Source organism: Burkholderia sp. LK4 (assembly GCF_001043615.1).
Taxonomy (GTDB): Bacteria; Pseudomonadota; Gammaproteobacteria; order Burkholderiales; family Burkholderiaceae; genus Burkholderia; species Burkholderia cepacia.
In genome coordinates, this window is sequence record NZ_LDUL01000009.1 from 41,829 (window position 1) to 59,140 (window position 17,312).

General features: G+C 66.7%; 15 protein-coding genes. 6 read left to right on the forward strand and 9 right to left on the reverse strand.

All coding sequences use genetic code 11. From position 1 onward, the window contains the following. Positions 1-15 precede the first annotated feature (15 nt). From gspK to gspG, 5 genes are read right to left on the reverse strand one after another with little or no spacing between them, the layout of a single operon-like run. Complete coding sequence (gene gspK / locus VK92_RS04335) at positions 16-1,149, reverse strand: type II secretion system minor pseudopilin GspK (protein ID WP_021160401.1); 1,134 nt, start codon at positions 1,147-1,149, stop codon at positions 16-18. Between the two features lie 2 nt (positions 1,150-1,151). Further along, complete coding sequence (locus VK92_RS04340; protein WP_082160862.1) at positions 1,152-1,841, reverse strand: PulJ/GspJ family protein; 690 nt, start codon at positions 1,839-1,841, stop codon at positions 1,152-1,154. Then, a complete protein-coding gene (gspI, locus tag VK92_RS04345) occupies positions 1,819-2,253 on the reverse strand; it encodes a type II secretion system minor pseudopilin GspI (RefSeq protein WP_042975635.1) in 435 nt (144 codons plus the stop codon). The genes VK92_RS04340 and gspI overlap by 23 nt, the downstream gene beginning before the upstream one ends. A 2-nt stretch (positions 2,254-2,255) precedes the next feature. Next, positions 2,256-2,825: a GspH/FimT family pseudopilin gene (locus VK92_RS04350; RefSeq protein WP_021160404.1), complete on the reverse strand. Its 570-nt coding sequence runs from the start codon at positions 2,823-2,825 to the stop codon at positions 2,256-2,258. Positions 2,826-2,864: 39 nt separating this feature from the next. Next, complete coding sequence (gene gspG, locus VK92_RS04355) at positions 2,865-3,317, reverse strand: type II secretion system major pseudopilin GspG (RefSeq protein ID WP_011350483.1); 453 nt, start codon at positions 3,315-3,317, stop codon at positions 2,865-2,867. Positions 3,318-3,492: 175 nt separating this feature from the next. Here gspG and VK92_RS04360 point away from each other — a divergent pair, with 175 nt between their 5' ends. After that, positions 3,493-3,903 carry a type II secretion system protein N gene (locus VK92_RS04360; protein WP_027788737.1) on the forward strand — a complete coding sequence of 137 codons (411 nt, stop codon included), beginning with the start codon at positions 3,493-3,495 and terminating at the stop codon, positions 3,901-3,903. Between the two features lie 30 nt (positions 3,904-3,933). On the opposite strand, the gene gspF is transcribed toward VK92_RS04360, so the two are convergent. Genes gspF through gspD form a run of 3 tightly spaced genes read right to left on the reverse strand, consistent with a single transcriptional unit; the run spans position 3,934 to position 8,997 of the window. Continuing rightward, positions 3,934-5,151, reverse strand: a complete 1,218-nt coding sequence (gspF, locus tag VK92_RS04365) for a type II secretion system inner membrane protein GspF (RefSeq protein WP_021160406.1) — start codon at positions 5,149-5,151, stop codon at positions 3,934-3,936. Between the two features lie 4 nt (positions 5,152-5,155). Further along, the gene (gspE, locus tag VK92_RS04370) at positions 5,156-6,655 is read right to left on the reverse strand and encodes a type II secretion system ATPase GspE (RefSeq protein ID WP_021160407.1); all 1,500 of its coding nucleotides are present in this window, start codon (positions 6,653-6,655) and stop codon (positions 5,156-5,158) included. After that, positions 6,652-8,997, reverse strand: coding sequence for a type II secretion system secretin GspD (gene gspD, locus VK92_RS04375; protein WP_048023993.1), 2,346 nt, complete (start codon positions 8,995-8,997; stop codon positions 6,652-6,654). The genes gspE and gspD overlap by 4 nt, the downstream gene beginning before the upstream one ends. A gap of 367 nt (positions 8,998-9,364) precedes the next feature. Here gspD and VK92_RS04380 point away from each other — a divergent pair, with 367 nt between their 5' ends. Together VK92_RS04380 and VK92_RS04385 are read left to right on the forward strand one after the other, a co-directional pair. Continuing rightward, a complete protein-coding gene (locus VK92_RS04380; RefSeq protein WP_021160409.1) occupies positions 9,365-9,814 on the forward strand; it encodes a lytic transglycosylase domain-containing protein in 450 nt (149 codons plus the stop codon). 159 nt (positions 9,815-9,973) lie between these two features. Beyond that, entirely contained in the window at positions 9,974-11,287 is a 1,314-nt protein-coding gene (locus VK92_RS04385; RefSeq protein ID WP_048023992.1) for a GTP-binding protein, read from the forward strand. Between the two features lie 118 nt (positions 11,288-11,405). Here VK92_RS04385 and VK92_RS04390 read toward each other — a convergent pair whose 3' ends face one another. Beyond that, positions 11,406-11,684, reverse strand: a complete 279-nt coding sequence (locus VK92_RS04390) for an HU family DNA-binding protein (protein ID WP_006401505.1) — start codon at positions 11,682-11,684, stop codon at positions 11,406-11,408. Between the two features lie 388 nt (positions 11,685-12,072). On the opposite strand from VK92_RS04390, the gene mnmC reads away from it, so the two are divergent. The 3 genes from mnmC to VK92_RS04405 all read left to right on the forward strand — a co-directional run bounded on the left by mnmC (position 12,073) and on the right by VK92_RS04405 (position 17,059). Further along, a complete protein-coding gene (mnmC, locus tag VK92_RS04395; RefSeq protein WP_048023991.1) occupies positions 12,073-14,043 on the forward strand; it encodes a bifunctional tRNA (5-methylaminomethyl-2-thiouridine)(34)-methyltransferase MnmD/FAD-dependent 5-carboxymethylaminomethyl-2-thiouridine(34) oxidoreductase MnmC in 1,971 nt (656 codons plus the stop codon). Positions 14,044-14,714: 671 nt separating this feature from the next. Beyond that, on the forward strand, positions 14,715-15,929 hold the full coding sequence (locus VK92_RS04400; protein ID WP_021160412.1) for a cation:proton antiporter: 1,215 nt from the start codon (positions 14,715-14,717) through the stop codon (positions 15,927-15,929). 14 nt (positions 15,930-15,943) lie between these two features. Next, positions 15,944-17,059 (forward strand): YbdK family carboxylate-amine ligase, encoded by a 1,116-nt coding sequence (locus VK92_RS04405; RefSeq protein WP_021160413.1) that lies wholly within the window; start codon positions 15,944-15,946, stop codon positions 17,057-17,059. The last annotated feature ends 253 nt before the right edge of the window (positions 17,060-17,312 follow it).

Here is a 17,312-nt window from a genome sequence, read left to right on the forward strand (position 1 = left end):
TCCCGAATGGCGTCGTTATAGCTGGTCGCGAATGCGCACGACCCGTGTCGAGTGCGTGGTCGGATCACGATACACGAGCGAGGTGCGATCGACCTCCGCGCGTTCGTGCTGGATCCGGCCATGCACGATGAAATAGCTCGAATTGACGTCGACGAGGCTCGAGTCGAGCGTCACGTTCGGCGGCGCACCGGCGCCGCGCAGCGCGAGCTGCACATCGGCGACGTTGCGGAAAAACACGGTCTCGCGGCGCGACACGAGCGCCTGCGCGGACGACACGCTCATCCCCGGAATCAGCGCCGCGATCACCTCGGCCGGCGCGGTGTTCATGTTCACGGGCGTCGTGGTCGGCAGCACGGTGACGAACGGGCGCAGCCGCGCGACCATCTCGGGCGTCACGCCGTCGACGTCGAGCAGGCTGTCGACACCCGTCATCATCAGCGGCGCGGGCCCGCGGTCGCCGCCCGTCATGCCGGGATCGTCGGTGAAGCCGCCGCCGCCCTGCTGATCGGTCGTCACCGGCGCGGTGACCGGCGGCGCCGTGCCGCCGCCCGGCAGCGTGGGCATCTGGAAACGCGTCGCCGAGTGCAGCAGGCCCGCGCGCACCTGCAGCGCGACGCGTTTCGCGAACGCGCCGTCGTAGCCGAGTGTCGTCAGCAGGCGCTGGAACGCCTGGACCTGCGTGACGTTCAACTGCAGCACGCCGGGCGCCGGCGACGCCACGAGGTTGCGCAGGTTGAACTTCGCCTGGGCGTCCTCGATCGAGCCGGAGATATAGGTGTCTTCGCCGCCGGTGTCGTTGGGCGCGCCGATCCGCCCGAGGAAGTCCGACAGTTTCGTCTTCGCGATCGGCACGCCCCAGATGCCGCCGAGGTACGTGATGCCGGGCGCCGTATCGCCTTCGGAGCGCAGGATCATCCGCGTCCAGTCGAGCGCGCCGCGCGCGACCCACTGCGCCTGCGCGATCTCGCGCTGGTTCTCGATGCGGCGGATCTGCACCTGCTGGCGCCACAGCATCCCCGAGACGAGGATCGCCGACAGCGCGACGACGAGCAGCGCGGTGATGATCGCCGCGCCGCGCTGGCGGCCGCGTGCCCGTGCGTGGCTGGCAGCACGGGCGGCAGGCAATGAACGGGGAGGGCGCGCGCGCATCGTCATTCCCCGACGAGGAAGATGCGCGTGACCGGCACGCGCAGCGACGTCGCACCGATGCTGACCTGCAGCCCCGTCACCGCGCGCGTCGGCGGCGCGTTGCCGAGCTGCGGCACCTTGAGCGCGTCGTTGTTCTGCGCGAGCGCGTCGTCGGCCGTCTGCAGGTTGGTGGTCCAGCCCACGCGCGGCACGTACAGCTTCGCGTCGATCGCGCCGACGCCGCCCATCAGCGCGACCCAGCTCCAGCCTTCGACGCTGCTGTCCTTCAGCATGCCGCGCAGCCGGTTCGCGTCGTCGATCGGCGGCGACGCGTAGCGCACGACCCGCCCGCCGGCGATCCGGTAACGGACCGCCTGCAGCCGCGGCGCGACGCCCGGCACGTCGAGTTCGCGGACGATCTGCAGCGTGTTGCCGGCGACGCCGATCGCCGGCTGGCCGGCTTCGTCGTCGGTCGCGGCGAGCCGCGCGTCGATGCGCATCTGGTCGAACATCTGCGCGAACACGCGTTCGTCTTCCATCGCGGCCGCGACCTTGTCGCGACCGCGCATGATCTGGTCGAGCCCGCGCCACGCGAGGATCGCGACCACCGCGAGGATCGCGATCGCGATCATCAGCTCGATCAGCGTGAAGCCGCGGGCGGGGCGGGCGAACGGGCGTCGCATCGGCGCGTCAGAGCGGACGGCTGGTTTCATTCGCGACCACCGTCACCATCTGCGCGAGCACGCCGGCATGCCCGGGCGAGCTCACCGAAATCCGGACGCGCCGGAACACCGGGTTGGGCGTGGTGCTCACGCGCTGCGTGCAGACGAGCTGCACGTTGCCTTGCGAGCAGTCGAAACTCTGCTCGCCGATCTCCGGCCACGCATGCGTGAGCCGCATCTGCGCGAGCGCGTTGTCGGCGCTCCAGCCGGCGAGCAGCCGGCGATGAAGATCGGAGGCGTTGGTCGCCATCGTCCCGACCGCGCGGATCGACGCGGCGAGCGCGACCGCGATGATCGCGAGCGCGACCAGCACCTCGATCATCGTGAAACCGCGCCGCGCATGAAGTCCCGTCGGGGCATGGCGGTGCGATGAAGCAACGGGGAAGGGCAGGCGACGACGCATCGTCATTGCACCTCGTAGCGGCCGTTGCCGGTGCCGACGATCGTCGCGCTGCCGGCGGCCGAATGCAGCGTCACGCGCACCGGCGTGTCGATGCTCTCGGTGCCGAACACGACGCGGCTCGCGCGCGTGTCGGACCCCGGATAGTCGATGTCGGCGCCCGTGACGCCGCCGTCCCAGTCACGCGGGCGCAGCAGGTCGTCGCGCAGCGTGCGCCAGCCGTCGGGCGAGCTCACGTCGAAACGGAAGCCGTGTTCGGTCGGCTGCCATGCGATCGGCCGGGCACGCACCTGCGCCTCGTCGCCGGCGGTCTCGAACAGCAGCGCGATGCGCTGCGCTTCCTCGCGCAGGTCGGTACGCGGATTGCGCGTGAGCGACAGCGACGCGAGCGACACGAGCAGGCCCGCGATCACGAGCACGACCAGCATTTCGAGCAGCGTGAAGCCGCGCGTGCGCCGCCGCCGCGCACCGTGCTTCGTCGGCCCGCCGTCGGCATGCGCCGGCACGGACGAAGCCGCGCCGCGACGCGCACGGCGGTCGCGACCGCAGCGGGAGGTCGTGCGAATGGCGAGCATGAAGAACGGGAACGAAGCGTCGGGCCGGTCAGTGAGCGCTTATTGCCACGAACCGATGTCGGTATCGTTGCCTTCGCCGCCTTCCTTGCCGTCGGCGCCGTAGCTGAACACGTCGATCTCGCCGTGCACGCCCGGGTTCAGGTACTTGTACCCGTTGCCCCACGGATCGTTCGGCAGGCGCTCGAGATAACCGCCGTCCTTCCAGTTGTTCGGGATCGGATCGGTGGACGGCTTCTGGATCAGTGCGTTCAGGCCCTGATCCTGGGTCGGGTAGCGGCCGTTGTCGAGACGGTACAGCTTGAGCGCCTGCATGATCGTGCCGATGTCCTGTTTCGCGGCGATGCGGCGCGCCTCGTCCGGGCGGCTCATGATCTTCGGCACGATCAGCGCCGCCAGGATCCCGAGGATCGCGACCACCACCATGATCTCGATCAGCGTGAAACCGCGCTGACGACGCACGGCCGCGTTGCGGCGAGTGATCCACGTTTGCATGACTGACTACCTCTTTCCAAAAAATGTCGTTGGTTGGGTGACGCGCCCGGTGCACCGGACGATTGCCTGACAGCAACCTTCCGGACCCGCGGGCGCGGAGCACGCATTGTAAGGCGCGCATTGCCGAGGGCTTTCACCCAACGCAAATTTCACATAGATCCGTACAATAGCGCGCATGAACGCGCTCTCGATCCGGATCCTCTCCCTAGCCCTCTTCGCGGGTTTGTGCGCGACGGCCACCTACTGGGTCGTCACGCTGTCAGCCCGTGAAGCGCCGCTGCCCGCCGCCGCCGCGCGGCTGCCGATCCGTACCGAGGACGCCGCGGCGCTCTTCGGCGGTCAGCTCGACAAGAATCCCGTGCAGGACATCCACCTGTTCGGCATCCTCTCGCTCGATCGCGGTGCCGCCGCGATCGTCGGCGTCGGCGGCGAACCGCCGCGCGCCGTGTCGCTCGGCGCGGAGGTCACGCCCGGCGCGAAGCTCGCCGAAGTCCGCCCCCGTTCGATCGTCGTCGACCGCAACGGCGCCCGCGCCGAAATCCAGCTGCCGGCGAACACGCCGTCCCCCGCGATCTACATGCGCTGAACGGTAGCGGCCTGATCGACTGTCGGGCCGTTACTGCACCATGTTGTTCAGCTCGATGATCGGCAGCATCACGGCCAGCACGATCACGAGCACGATCCCGCCCATCGCCAGGATCAGGAGCGGCTCGAGCAGGCTCGTCAGGAACATCGTGCGGCGCTCGAGCTCGCGCGCTTCGCCTTCGGCCGCGCGATCCAGCATCGTCGTCACGTCGCCCGTCGCTTCGCCGGAACGGATCAGGTGCACGAGCACCGGCGGAAACGTCTTCACGTTGTTCAGCGCGCGCGACAGCGCGGAGCCTTCGCGCACGCGCACGATCGCGTCGTCGATGTTCGCGCGCATCGCGCGGTTCGACAGCGTCTCGCCGGCCGCCTGCAACGCGCGCAGGATCGGCACGCCCGCCGCGGTCAGGATGCCGAGCGTGCTCGCGAACCGCACCGTGTTGTAGCCGCGCACGAGCTTGCCCGCGAGCGGCGCGGTTAGCACCCAGCGGTCGAAGCGCAGCCGCGGGCCGTCACGCGACAGCGTCGCCTTCACGAACCACACGACGAGCACGACCGCGATCAGGATCGCCCACCACCAGTGCCGCACGAAATCCGACAGCGCCATCATCACGATCGTCAGCACGGGCAGCTGCTGCTTCGTACTCGCGAACACGTTGACGACCTGGGGCACGACATAGCTCAGCAGGAACGTGACGATGCCGAATGCGATCAGCGTGACGATTCCCGGGTACGTGAACGCGAGCAGGATCTTCTGCTTCAGCGCGTTGCTTTGCTCGATGTAGTCGGCGAGGCGCGACAGCACGATGCCGAGCTTGCCGGTGTGCTCGCCGGCCGCGACGAGCGCGCGATAGATTTCGGGGAAGTCGCGCGGATGCTGGCCCAGCGCGTTCGCGAGCGAATGGCCGCCCAGCACTTCCGCGCGGATCGCGGCCATCAGTTCGCGGATGTAGTCGCGCTCGGCCTGCTCGGTCAGCACGCCGAGCGCCTCGTCGAGCGGCAGCCCCGCGATCAGCAGGCTGGCGAGCTGGCGCGTGAGGATCGCCTGTTCGCGCTGCGACAGCTTGCGGCCGAACGCGAGCCGCTGCGACCGCGCCCCGCGCGTTGCGCTGGCGGCCGGCTCGACGACGAGCGGCGTCAGCCCCTGCGTACGCAGCTGGCCGCGCGCGGCACGCGCGCTGTCGGCGTCGATGACGCCCTTCTGCGCGCGTCCCGCCGAATCGATTGCTTCGAAACGGAATGCCGGCATCGCGCTATGCGCCTCCCGTCACGCGCAACACTTCCTCGAGCGACGTCGCGCCGGACGCGAGCCAGCGCTCGGCGTCGTCGCGCAGCGTGCGCATCCCTTCCGCACGACCGGCGGCGAGAATCTCCGCGTCGGCCGCGTTGCGGTGGATCAGCGAGCGGATCGACTCGTCGACCAGCAGCAGTTCGTATACCCCGCGCCGGCCCGCATAACCCGAATGCCCGCACTTGTCGCAGCCGACCGGATGCCACACGGTGCGGCCTTCTTCCTGGCGTTCTTCCTTGCAGACGGGGCAGAGCTGGCGCACGAGCCGCTGCGCGAGCACGCCGAGCAGCGACGACGCGAGCAGGTAGGGTTCGACGCCCATGTCGGTCAGACGCGTGACGGCCGATGCCGCATCGTTCGTGTGCAGCGTCGCGAGCACGAGGTGGCCCGTCAGCGACGCCTGCACCGCGATCTGCGCGGTTTCGAGGTCGCGGATCTCGCCGATCATGATCACGTCCGGATCCTGGCGCAGGATCGAACGCAGCGCGCGGGCGAAGGTCATCCCGATCCGCTCGTTCACCTGCGTCTGGCCGATGCCGCCGAGGTCGTATTCGATCGGGTCCTCGACGGTCATGATGTTGGTCGTCGCGGTTTCGAGCCGCGACATCGACGCATACAGCGTGGTCGTCTTGCCCGAACCGGTCGGGCCCGTGACGAGCACGATGCCGTGCGGGCGCGCGATCAGCTTGTCGAACTGGACGAGCGTGTCGCGGCCCATCCCGAGCGCTTCGAGGTTCAGCCGCTGCGCATCCTTTTCCAGCAGACGCAGCACCGCACGCTCGCCGTGGCCCGTCGGCAGCGTCGACACGCGCACGTCCACCGGCCGGCCGCCGACACGCAGCGTGATGCGGCCGTCCTGCGGCAGGCGCTTCTCCGCGATGTCGAGCTGCGCCATGATCTTGATCCGCGAGATCAGCGCACCGTGCAGCGCCTTCTTCGGCCGCACGACGTCACGCAGCGTGCCGTCGACGCGAAAGCGCACGACCGACGCATTCTCGAACGGCTCGATGTGGATGTCCGACGCCTGTTCGCGCGCCGCTTGCGTGAGCAGCGCGTTGATCATCCGGATGATCGGCGCATCGTCTTCCGATTCGAGCAGATCCTCGACTTCGGGGATATCCTGCATCAGCCGCGACAGGTCGACTTCGCCTTCGACCTCGCCGACCACCTGCGCGGCGCTGCCGTCCTGGCGCGCGTACGCGTGGTTGATCGCCTGCGCGAGCTCGTCGGCCGGCACGCGATGCACGGAGATCGAGCCGAAGTTGCGCGCGATCTCCGCGAGCGCGGCATCGCTCGTGCGTTCGCTGATCCACACCTCGAGCGTATCGTCGAGCTGGTGCGCGATCAGCACCTGGCCGCTCTTCGCGAAGCCGTACGGCAGCAGCCGCGCGGCGAGCGGCGACGGCGGCTGGCGGTCGCCCGGCGCGCCGTCGTGGGCGGAAGAGGCGTGCACGTCACTCACTGCGACGCTCCCGGCGTGGCGGTCAGCGGCTGTTGCGGCACCGCCTGCTGCGGCACGCTCTGCGGCTGCGCGGGCGTCGCTTCCGGCAACGGCTGGGCCGGCACCGGGGCGACCTGGCGCTGCAGCTGCTGGCGACGCATCTTGTCGAGATCGAACAGGTTGCCCGCGGCCGTGCCGCCCTGGCTCGGGCCGATCGGCATCGGCGGGACGACCGGATCGTCCTTGTCGCGCATCACGTTGTTGTCGGACTTGTACGCGCCCGTCACGCCCTGGATGTAGTCGTAGCGGTTGGACGTGACTTCCTGCGCGGTACTGCGATCGGAGATGATCACCGGGCGCAGGAATACCATCAGGTTGGTTTTCGAGCGAAGCTTCGTTTCGGAGCGGAACAGCTGGCCAATCCACGGGATGTCGCCGAGCAGCGGCACCTTGCTGTTCGACACCTGGTAGTTGTCCTGCATCAAGCCGCCGAGCACGATGATCTCGCCGTTGTCCGCGAGGATCGTCGACTGGATCGAGCGCTTCGTGAAGGTCGGGCCGGTCTGCGCGCTGGTCGTGCCGGCGACCACCGCCGAATCCTCGGTATAGAGCTGCAGCTTGAGGATCCCGCCGTCGGTGATCTGCGGCTTCACGTGCAGCGTCAGGCCGACGTCGCGACGGTCGTAGGTGTTGAACGCGTTGTTCGTGTTGCCGCTCGTCAGGTTCGAATACGAACCCGTCGCGATCGGCACGTTCTGGCCGACGACGATCTTCGCTTCCTCGTTGTCGAGCGTGATCAGGTTCGGTGTCGACAGCACGTTCGCGTCGCTCACGCCCGCGAAATACTGCAGCAATGCGCCGAGCCCCTGCACGCCGAACATGTTGTGCAGCCAGCCGATGTTGAGCCCCTGGCTCAGCGCCCCGAGATTGTTGACCAGCCCGCCGCCGGTGATGCCGCCGGCGGCGTTGGCCACGCCGCCCGCCGTCAGGTTGACGATGCTGTTGCCCAGACCGCCAGTGGGGTTCAGGTTCGTGCCGCCGAGAAACTGGCCGCTCGCGACCTGCCACTGGATACCGAGGTTGCCGGACGTATTCGAGTTCAGCTCGACGATCAGCGCTTCGATATAGACCTGCGCGCGCCGCGCGTCGAGCTGGTCGATCACCGAGCGCAGGTTCCGGTACACCGGATCCGACGCGGTGATGATCAGCGAGTTGGTCGCCGCGTCGGCCTGGATCATGCCGCCCGGCTGGTTGTCGTCGCCTTTGTCCTTGTCGCCGCCGAGCAGGCCGGCGCTGCCGAGACCGCCGCCGCTGCCCGACGAACCGCCGTACCCCGACGAGGACGACGAACCGCCGAGGCCGCCCGACGGCAGCGGCGGGGTGCCCGACGTGCCGGTCGAGAAGTTGCCGCTCGACGACGAGCCGCCGTTCTGGTTGAAGCTGTTCGCATCGTTGGACGATGCCGACGAGCCGCTGTCGCTGCCGCTCCCCTTGCCGAGCATGCCGCGCAGCGTCTTCGCCAGCTTCACCGCATCGGCATTGCGCAGCGGCACGACATGCATGTTGCCGGGCACCCCGCTCGGCGCGTCGAGCTGCTGCACGAGCCGCTTCGCGGCCGCGAGGCGCGACGCGCTCGACGCACGCAGCAGCAGCGAGTTGGTGCGCGGGTCGGCCGTGACCGACACCTTCAGCGTCGCGTCGCTGTTGCCGATCGCGCCCGGGTCGAGCATTTTCTGCAGCTGCGCGGCGAGGTCGATCGCGTTCGCGTTGCGCAGCGGAACGACCTGCACCTGCGCGCCCGCGGCGCTGTCGACGCCCGCGATGATCTGCGCGATGCGCCGCACGTTGTCCGCGTAGTCGGTGACGACGATCGTGTTGTTCGCCGGGTAGGCCGTCACCGTGTTGTTCGGCGAGATCAGCGGCCGCAGCACGGGCAGCAGGTTGTTCGCCGATTCGTTGTGCAGCTCGAACACCTGCGTGATCACCTGGTCGCCGCGCGCCTGCGGCGCGTTGCCGACGTAGGTCGGCACGCCCTGCAGCTTCGCGTCGGCCTCGGGCACGACCTTCAGCACGCCGTGATCCTGCACGAGCGCGAAGCCCTGCATCCGCAGCGCAGACTGCAGCGTCTTCAGCGCCTGGTCTTCCGGCACCGGCCGTTCGGCCACGAGGTTGAGCTGCCCCTTCACGCGGGGGTCGACGATGATGGTCTTGCCGGTTGCGGCGCCGATCGCCTTGGCGACCTGGTCGATATCCGCATTCACGAAGTTGAGCGTGACCTGAGCGTAGGCGGCCTGCGAAACGATGAGGCCGGCGACGATCAGGGTCGTGGCGACACGCCGCATAACGAAGCGATTTCTTGTCATGGATGAATGGGTCGATGCCGGCTCAGGCCACTTCCGGCGGTAGTGCTGGGATCCAAGTCCTAAAGAGGCGACATTAGCAGTTTTTCATGTCCGAAATATCACATTGACCCGAGGACTGTCTCACATACGACATGTATTCTGCGAGCCGTATGCAATATGTAATGTTCGGCGCTATGCTCTGCATCCCGGCCATCGCCCCCGTTTCACGATGAACCGACACGGAAATGCGGTATAACCGGGCTGCCGTATTCCTGTATGTCGCAAGCTGACGGACTGTCGGTATGATACGGGCGGCGCGTTTCTCATCGCACGAATAACAGGCACGGGTTTTCCCGACCTTCGCGCAATTTATTATCGATTCCGCACCATGAACAGACGGTTCGCCTCGATTGCGTTGATCGCCGCCGGCGCGTGTTTCGCCAGCGCGAACGCTCGCGCGGACTGTTTCGACGAGGCGGCAAGATATCAACAGGTCAATCCGCTGATCCTGCGCGCGATCGCGTGGCAGGAGTCGCGCAACCGGCCCGGCGCGCTGAACAAGAACACGAACGGCTCGGTCGACTACGGCCTGATGCAGATCAATTCGATCCACCTGCCGACGCTGTCGCGCTACGGGATCGGCCGCGACACGCTGATGGAGCCGTGCAAGAACGTCTACATCGCCGCGTGGCATCTCAAGCAGAAGATGAACCGCTACGGCAACACGTGGCAGGCGGTCGGCGCCTATCATTCGGAAACACCGTCGCTGCGCGACAAGTACGCGCGGCAGATCGCCGCCATCCTGACGCAGTGGAAGCTGTTGCCGCCCGTGCAATGACGCTGCGGCCCGGCGCGGCCTGACGCCGTACCGGCCGGCCGGCGCGCGTTTGATGCACAATGCGGATCTCACGCCGCAGTTTCGCCCGTCCGCGGGACGATCGCGCCCCGGAAGGGCGCCGCGGCCGCTTTTTCAATTTTTCCGTTGGTGCGTATCGCTATGAATCCGGCTATGAACCAGCCGTTGCCCGTCACCGTGCTGTCCGGTTTCCTCGGCGCCGGCAAGACCACGCTGCTCAACCATGTCCTCGCGAACCGCGCGGGCCTGAAAGTCGCCGTGATCGTCAACGATCTCGCAGCGGTCAACGTCGACGCATCGCTCGTGCGCGACGCGCAGGCGCTGTCGCACGTCGAGGAACGCCTCGTCGAGATGTCGAACGGCTGCATCTGCTGCACGCTGCGCGACGACCTCCTCGTCGAGATCCGCAACCTCGCATCCGAAGGCCGCTTCGATGCGATCATGATCGAATCGACCGGTATCGCGGAGCCGATGCCGATCGCCGAAACCTTCACGTTCGTCGACGACGACGGCACGTCGCTGTCCGCGATCGCGCGGCTCGACACGCTCGTCACCGTGGTCGACGCGTACAACTTCCTCCGCGACTACGGCTCGGACGACGCGCTCGCAACCCGCGGCATCGCCGCCTCGGAAGAGGACGACCGCACGCTCGTCGAGCTGCTGATCGAGCAGATCGAATTCTGCGACGTGCTGGTGATCAACAAGGCCGACCTCGTCGGCGCCGACGAACTCGCACGCCTGCAGCACATCCTCGCGCGCCTCAACCCGCGCGCGCACCAGGTGGTGTCGACGTTCGGCAACGTGCCGCTCGACGAAGTGCTGAACACGGGCCGTTTCGATTTCGACGAGGCCGCGAACGCGCCGGGCTGGCTCGCATCGCTCGATCACGATCACACGCATTGCGACGACCCGGACTGCCATGACGAACATCATGCGCACGTGCACGGCGAAGCCGACGAATTCGGCATCGGCAATTTTGTTTACCGCGCGCGCCGGCCGTTTCATCCGGCACGGCTCTGGGCGCTGCTGCACCAGGAGTGGCCGGGCGTGCTGCGCAGCAAGGGCTTCTTCTGGCTCGCGACGCGCAACGACATCGCAGGCTCGCTGTCGCAGGCGGGCGGCGTATGCCGGCATGGCCCGGCGGGTCTGTGGTGGGCTGCGCAGGATCGCGCGGAATGGCCGGACGACGACGAACTGCTCGCGGAAATCCGCGCCGAATGGCACGGCGATCTCGACGATCGCGCGGTGGGCGATCGCCGGCAGGAACTCGTGCTGATCGGCATCGCGCTCGACGCGGATGCATGGCGCGAGAAACTCGATGCGTGCCTGCTGACCGATGCGGAATTCGCGCTCGGCGCGGCGGGATGGCACGCGTTCGACGATCCGTTCCCGGCGTGGGACATCGATTCGCACGACGACGACGATCACGGCGACACGCAGATCGTGCACGTGTAACGCGTTGTAAAAACAACCGTTAAATCTTGCAAGAGGGGCGCGGACTGTGGCGAAAATGCCGCGCGCGCCCAACAAAAAACCCGCCGAAAGGCGGGTTTTTCTTGGAACAGGCGCTGGATTAACGCTTGTTGACGGCGTCCTTGAACGCCTTGCCAGCCGTGAACTTGACCGTCTTGGCTGCCGGGATCTTGATGGTTTCGCCCGTCTTCGGGTTGCGGCCCGTACGTGCTGCGCGCTTGCCCGAACCGAAGCTGCCGAAGCCGATCAGCTGAACCGCATCACCCTTCGACACGGCCTTCTTGATGACTTCGAGCAGCGTGTCCAGCGTTTCGCCGGTTTGAGCCTTGCTGGCGCCCGTTTGGGCGGCGACGGCGTCGATCAGTTCCTGTTTGTTCATTAAGGTTCCTTTATCAGGTTAGGTTGACACGAACAGCGCGAACGCGCCGATTATACGTGCGCGAACCGTGCCGTCGAGAGTCAGACTCCGACGACACAGCGCCGAATCCTGGCCCGCGCGACGCGCCCTCCGGTATGCCGGCGGCCACCCCGCGGTACGGCGTTGCTATGATAGCGCAGCGCAAACCCAATAACGACAAGGGTTTCAAAGATTTTCATCGGTATTTCGCCGAATGAATCACGGACTGCCCATTTTTTGACCAGCGCCAACCGGACAGGATACGCAGCGCGGTCCGCCCGTGCGCCGCCCCGTTGGCTTTTTCCAACGGCCGGACGGACGGCCCCGCGCAATCCCTTGCCAGGCTTGGCTGCCACGTTTTTTGTTTCGCATGACCGACCGACTTGTTCCCGCCACGCTCGCCATCCGCGACGACGGCACGCTCGTGTCGCCCGAGTTCGGCGACATCTATCACAACGTCGCGGGCGCGCTCGCGCAGGCGAACTACGTGTCCGTCGCGGGCAACCGGCTGCCGGCGCGCTGGCAAGGCCGCCGCACGTTCACGATCGTCGAGACGGGGTTCGGCACGGGCGCCAACTTCCTCGCGACCTGGGCCGCATGGCGCGAGGATCCCGCACGCTGCGAGCGGCTGCATTTCGTGTCGGTCGAGAAGCACCCGTTCTCGCGCGACGACTTGCGCAAGGCGCTTTCCCATATCGTTGCGAACACAACCATATCGGCCGAAGCCGCGATGCTTGCCGATGCGTGGCCGACGCTCGTGCCGGGTTTGCACCGGCTCGAATTCGACGACGGGCGGGTCGTGCTCACGCTTGCATTCGGCGACGCGCGCGAGATGCTGCCGAAACTCGTCGCACGTGCCGATGCGTTTTATCTGGACGGTTTTGCGCCGGCGAAAAACCCGGACATTTGGTCGGCCGACGTGTTCCGCGCGCTCGGACGCCTCGCTGCCGAAGGCGCGACCTTCTCGACGTATTCGAGTTCGGGCGTCGTGAAACAGGCGCTCACCGACGCGGGTTTCACGTATCGCAAGATCGACGGGTTTGCCGGCAAGTTCGTGATGCTCGTCGGCGAATACGCGCCGCGCTGGCGCGCGCGCCGGCACGAGCCGCCGCTCGCATTGCCCGTTGCGGCACGCCGCGCGATCGTGATCGGTGCGGGCCTGGCGGGCTGCGCGGTCGTCGAACGTCTCGCTGCGCGCGGCTGGGAGGTCACGCTGATCGAACGGCACGACCGGATCGCGAGCGAGGCGTCGGGCAATCCGGCCGGCGTGTTCCATCCGCTGATGACGCGCGACGACAACGTCGCGAGCCGGCTCACGCGCGGCGGCTTCCTGCACGCGATCGCACGCTGGCGCGCACTCGAACGCGCGGGCCATGCATTCGCGCGCAGCACGCACGGGATGATTCATCTCGCCGAATCGGCCGACGACTTCGCGCGGATGCGTGATGCTTTCGATGCGTTCGGCGCACCGTCCGACTATGTATCGCTGCTCGACGCCGATGCCGCGCGCGCCCATCTGAACCTGCCGGTCGCGCACGGCGGCCTGCTGTTTCCGCACGGCGGCGCCGTCTGGCCGGCCGGCCTTTGCGCGGCCCAGTGCGAGGCGGCCGGCGAGCGCGTGCGCTTGCTCGCGTCCACCGCCGTGGCCCGACTCGAACGGCGGGGCGATACATGGCATGCGCTCGACGATGCGGGCGGCACACTGGCCGAAGCGCCCGTCGTCGTGCTCGCGAATGCCGGCGATGCCGCGCGCCTCGCCGGGCTGCAGCATGTCGCGCTGCAACCGGTGCGTGGCCAGCTCACGCTGCTGCCCCCCGGCAGCACGGCACCGCTGCCGTGCCCGGCGATCGGCGACGGTTACGCGGTACCGCTCGATGACGGCACGCTGCTGATCGGCGCGACGTTCGAGCCCGACGACGTCGATCCCGCGATGCGCGCGGCCGGTCACGCGGAAAACCTCGAGCGCGTGCGCCATCTGCTGCCGGGCCTGATTGGCGACGTGCCGGACCCAGGCACGCTGCGCGGCCGCGTTGCGTTTCGCTGGGTCGTCGGCGATCGTCTGCCGCTCATCGGCCCGCTCGCGGACGAAGCGGGAGCCGTCGCCAAGGCACGCGCGCTGAGCGGCGCGCAGGCGCGCGACCTGCCGCGCATGCCCGGACTCTACGGCGCATTCGGTTTCGGTTCGCGCGGCCTCGTATGGGCCGCACTCGGCGCCGAACTGATCGCATCGCAACTCGAAGGCGAGCCGTGGCCGCTCGAACGCGAACTCGCCGATGCCGTCGATCCCGCACGCTTCCTGATCCGCGCATTGCGCGCGCGCCGCGTCAGCCAGGCCGGCTGACCGGCCACTCCGGCCGATCACAGTTTCCCGATTTTTTCGCGCAAGGTTATCCACTCGACGCTGTGGATAACCGCGCGGAATCCGCGCGCACTTCGTGTGCAATCACAGTGGACGTAAACTGGGCAACTCGGCACAGCTGTGAAGCGGCCCGAAAGTTGCTCAATCGAAACTTCTGTGCACGAACAGCCTGTGCAACGGGTTATGGGCTCTCCAACGCCTTGATCCGTCGACGTAAACCGAAGTTATCCACAGAACTGTGTGCGCCTTGTTAACTTCTACTACGTATATATACAGGTAAACCTTTGAAACCAAAGACCTGAGGTGCCGCACAGCGCCGCGAGTCGAGTCAATGGGTTCCAGACCGAAAAAGCTGTGGCACAATCGGTTTCCTTCGCGTTCATCCGGCCAGGCGCCGGACATGCTTCAATGGAACGGTCGGCACGATTTCGAATCTGAATCTTCGAGACTGCGCAGTCCGTTCACACACCAGGCCGACAATCCAGATCGGCAACCTGAGCGACTTTCCGCCCTGTGGCGGAACAGGCGGATCCCATGTCCCGCCGTCGTCGACACAACAATCACATTCGGGGCGATACCCAGCCGGCGCGCATCCATTTCTGACGCTTGATCCTGTGTCGCTGGCGGTCGCTTCCAAAGGAGAAGTCACCACGATGAAGTCGGCGTTCTCATTCCTGCCCAACTGGCCGCTTACGCCGGATGCCGTGTTCTGGGCCGGGCTCGCGCTGTTCGCGGCCGGCCTGTGCGGCGAGCTGTGCTATCGCGCATGGCGGCTGCCGCGCATCACCGGTTATGCGGTGATCGGTCTTATCGCCGGATCGTTCGGATTCGGCGTGATCGATGCAAGCACCGACGAAACCTCTCGGCTGCTGATCGACGTCGCGCTCGGCCTGTTGCTGTTCGAGCTCGGCAGCCGTCTCGACCTGCGCTGGATCCGGCGCAATCCGTGGCTCGTCGCGTCGAGCCTCGCCGAAGCCACGCTGACGTTCGTGCTGGTGCTGTTCGTGATGCTGGCGCTCGGCGTATCGGGGATGGTCGCGCTCGTGCTGTCGGCGATCGCGATCGCGACATCGCCATCGATGGTGATCCAGCTGAAGACCGAACTGCGCGCGGAAGGGCAGGTGTCGCAACGCCTCATCACGCTCACCGCGCTCAACAGCGTCTATGCGATCGTGCTGACCAAGCTCGTGACGAGCTGGCTCCACCAGGAAGCGTACGGCAACGTTTTCGCGACGATCCTGCAGCCGCTCTACCTGCTCGCCGGTTCGTTCATCGTCGCGTATCTCGTCGCGCGTTCGTGCAATTTCCTGTTCCGCCACATGACGTCGACGATGCGCGACGAGCATTCGTTCGTCGCGCTGTTCGGGCTCGTGATGCTCGCGATCGCGGTGGCCCAGGCACTGAAGCTGTCGACGCTGCTCACGCTGCTGCTCGCCGGCATCATCGTGAAGAATCTCGAGGCCCGCCCGCAGCTGTGGCCCGAGCATTTCGGCACGGCCGGCTGGCTGCTGACGGTGGTCCTGTTCGTGCTCACGCTCACGTCGTTCACGTGGGGCGACATCGCGCTCGGCGGGTTGCTCGCGATCGTGCTGATCGTCACGCGGCTCGTCGCGAAGCTGGCCGGTGTCGTCGCGTTCGCGAAACCGAGCGGCATCGGGATGAAGCAGGGCATCGCGCTCGGCATCGCGCTCACGCCGATGTCCGCGCTGTCGTACCTGCTCGTCGACGACACCTACCAGCTCTATCCGAATTTCGACCCGCACCTGCGCGCGATCGTGATGTGCACGATCGTGATCCTGCAGCTCGTCAGCCCGTTCATCGTCTACCGCTGCCTGTCGGCGGTCGGTGAGCGCAGCGACAGCAACTGATTCCGGAACCTGCCATGGCACTCGAAACCTTCGTCAATTCCGAGCCGTTCACGTTCGGCGTCGAACTGGAGATCCAGGTCGTCAACACGCACAACTACGACCTGACCAAAGCGGCATCCGACCTGATGCGCCTGATCCAGGGCGAGACCTTTCCGGGCAACATCACGCCGGAAATCACCGAGAGCATGATCGAGCTGTCGACCGGCATCTGCCATTCGCACGAGCAGGCGGTGAGCGAGCTGCACGCGATCCGCGACGTGCTCGTGAAGGCGGCCGACCAGCTCAACGTCGGGCTGGCCGGCGGCGGCACGCATGCGTTCCAGCAATGGAGCGACCGGCAGATCTACGATGCGCCGCGCTTCCAGTACATCTCCGAACTGTACGGTTACCTGGCCAAACAGTTCACCGTGTTCGGCCAGCACGTGCACATCGGCTGCCCCGATCCCGACAGTGCGCTGTTCCTGCTGCACTCGATGTCGCGCTTCATTCCGCACTTCATCGCGCTGTCCGCGTCGTCGCCGTTCGTGCAGAACGTCGACACCGGTTTCCATTCGGCACGCCTGAATTCGGTGTTCGCGTTCCCGCTGTCGGGCCGCGCGCCGTTCGTGCTGACCTGGGACAGCTTCGAGGAGTACTTCACGAAGATGGTGAACACGGGTGTCGTCAACTCGATGAAGGACTTCTACTGGGACATCCGCCCGAAGCCCGGCTACGGGACGATCGAGGTGCGCGTGATGGACACGCCGCTGTCGGTCGACCGCGCGGCGGCGATCGCCTGCTACATCCAGACGCTCGCGCGCTACCTGCTGACCGACCGGCCGCTGAAGCTGTCGGAGGACGACTACCTCGTCTACACGTTCAACCGTTTCGAAGCGTGCCGCTTCGGGCTCGAGGGCACCTGCGTGAATCCTCAGACGGGTGAGCGCCGTACCATCGCCGAAGACATCCTCGATACGCTCGACCGGATCGCGCCGCACGCGGCCGCGCTCGGTTCGCGCGCGGCCCTCGACGAGATCGGCGCACTGGCCCAGGCGCGCGTGAACGACGCCTCGTGGTTGAGAACCGTTTTCAAACAGGAAAAATCGCTCAACGAGACGGTCCGCCAGCAGTGCTTACGTTGGCGCGAGTGAAAAAATGTTTTGCAGATTACGGGGTCGACCGAGTCGCGATTCACTGAATGGCTGGCGGCCTCGATTGACGCCGAAATCGTTGCCGGTTGTCCTGAAAATCTGTGGATAACCCGATATTCCGCTGCAAAGTCAACGATCTGTACACGGGATAACCCGGTGGATCATAGCGGTCGGCCCGATGGCCGATCCGAACAGGAAAATGTCCCGACACCCCGCCGCGCGGGCGTTCGGCATTGCAGGCACAACGAAAAAT

Coding starts and splice junctions, on each gene's coding strand:
- mnmC (WP_048023991.1), top strand. CDS start 12,073: ATGACCGACCGACTTGTTCCCGCCACGCTCGCCATCCGCGACGACGGC.
- VK92_RS04405 (WP_021160413.1), top strand. CDS start 15,944: ATGGCACTCGAAACCTTCGTCAATTCCGAGCCGTTCACGTTCGGCGTC.
- VK92_RS04400 (WP_021160412.1), top strand. CDS start 14,715: ATGAAGTCGGCGTTCTCATTCCTGCCCAACTGGCCGCTTACGCCGGAT.
- VK92_RS04360 (WP_027788737.1), top strand. CDS start 3,493: ATGAACGCGCTCTCGATCCGGATCCTCTCCCTAGCCCTCTTCGCGGGT.
- VK92_RS04340 (WP_082160862.1), bottom strand. CDS start 1,841: ATGAAACCAGCCGTCCGCTCTGACGCGCCGATGCGACGCCCGTTCGCC.
- gspD (WP_048023993.1), bottom strand. CDS start 8,997: ATGACAAGAAATCGCTTCGTTATGCGGCGTGTCGCCACGACCCTGATC.
- VK92_RS04385 (WP_048023992.1), top strand. CDS start 9,974: ATGAATCCGGCTATGAACCAGCCGTTGCCCGTCACCGTGCTGTCCGGT.
- gspI (WP_042975635.1), bottom strand. CDS start 2,253: ATGCGTCGTCGCCTGCCCTTCCCCGTTGCTTCATCGCACCGCCATGCC.
- VK92_RS04390 (WP_006401505.1), bottom strand. CDS start 11,684: ATGAACAAACAGGAACTGATCGACGCCGTCGCCGCCCAAACGGGCGCC.
- gspF (WP_021160406.1), bottom strand. CDS start 5,151: ATGCCGGCATTCCGTTTCGAAGCAATCGATTCGGCGGGACGCGCGCAG.
- VK92_RS04350 (WP_021160404.1), bottom strand. CDS start 2,825: ATGCTCGCCATTCGCACGACCTCCCGCTGCGGTCGCGACCGCCGTGCG.
- gspK (WP_021160401.1), bottom strand. CDS start 1,149: ATGCGCGCGCGCCCTCCCCGTTCATTGCCTGCCGCCCGTGCTGCCAGC.
- VK92_RS04380 (WP_021160409.1), top strand. CDS start 9,365: ATGAACAGACGGTTCGCCTCGATTGCGTTGATCGCCGCCGGCGCGTGT.
- gspG (WP_011350483.1), bottom strand. CDS start 3,317: ATGCAAACGTGGATCACTCGCCGCAACGCGGCCGTGCGTCGTCAGCGC.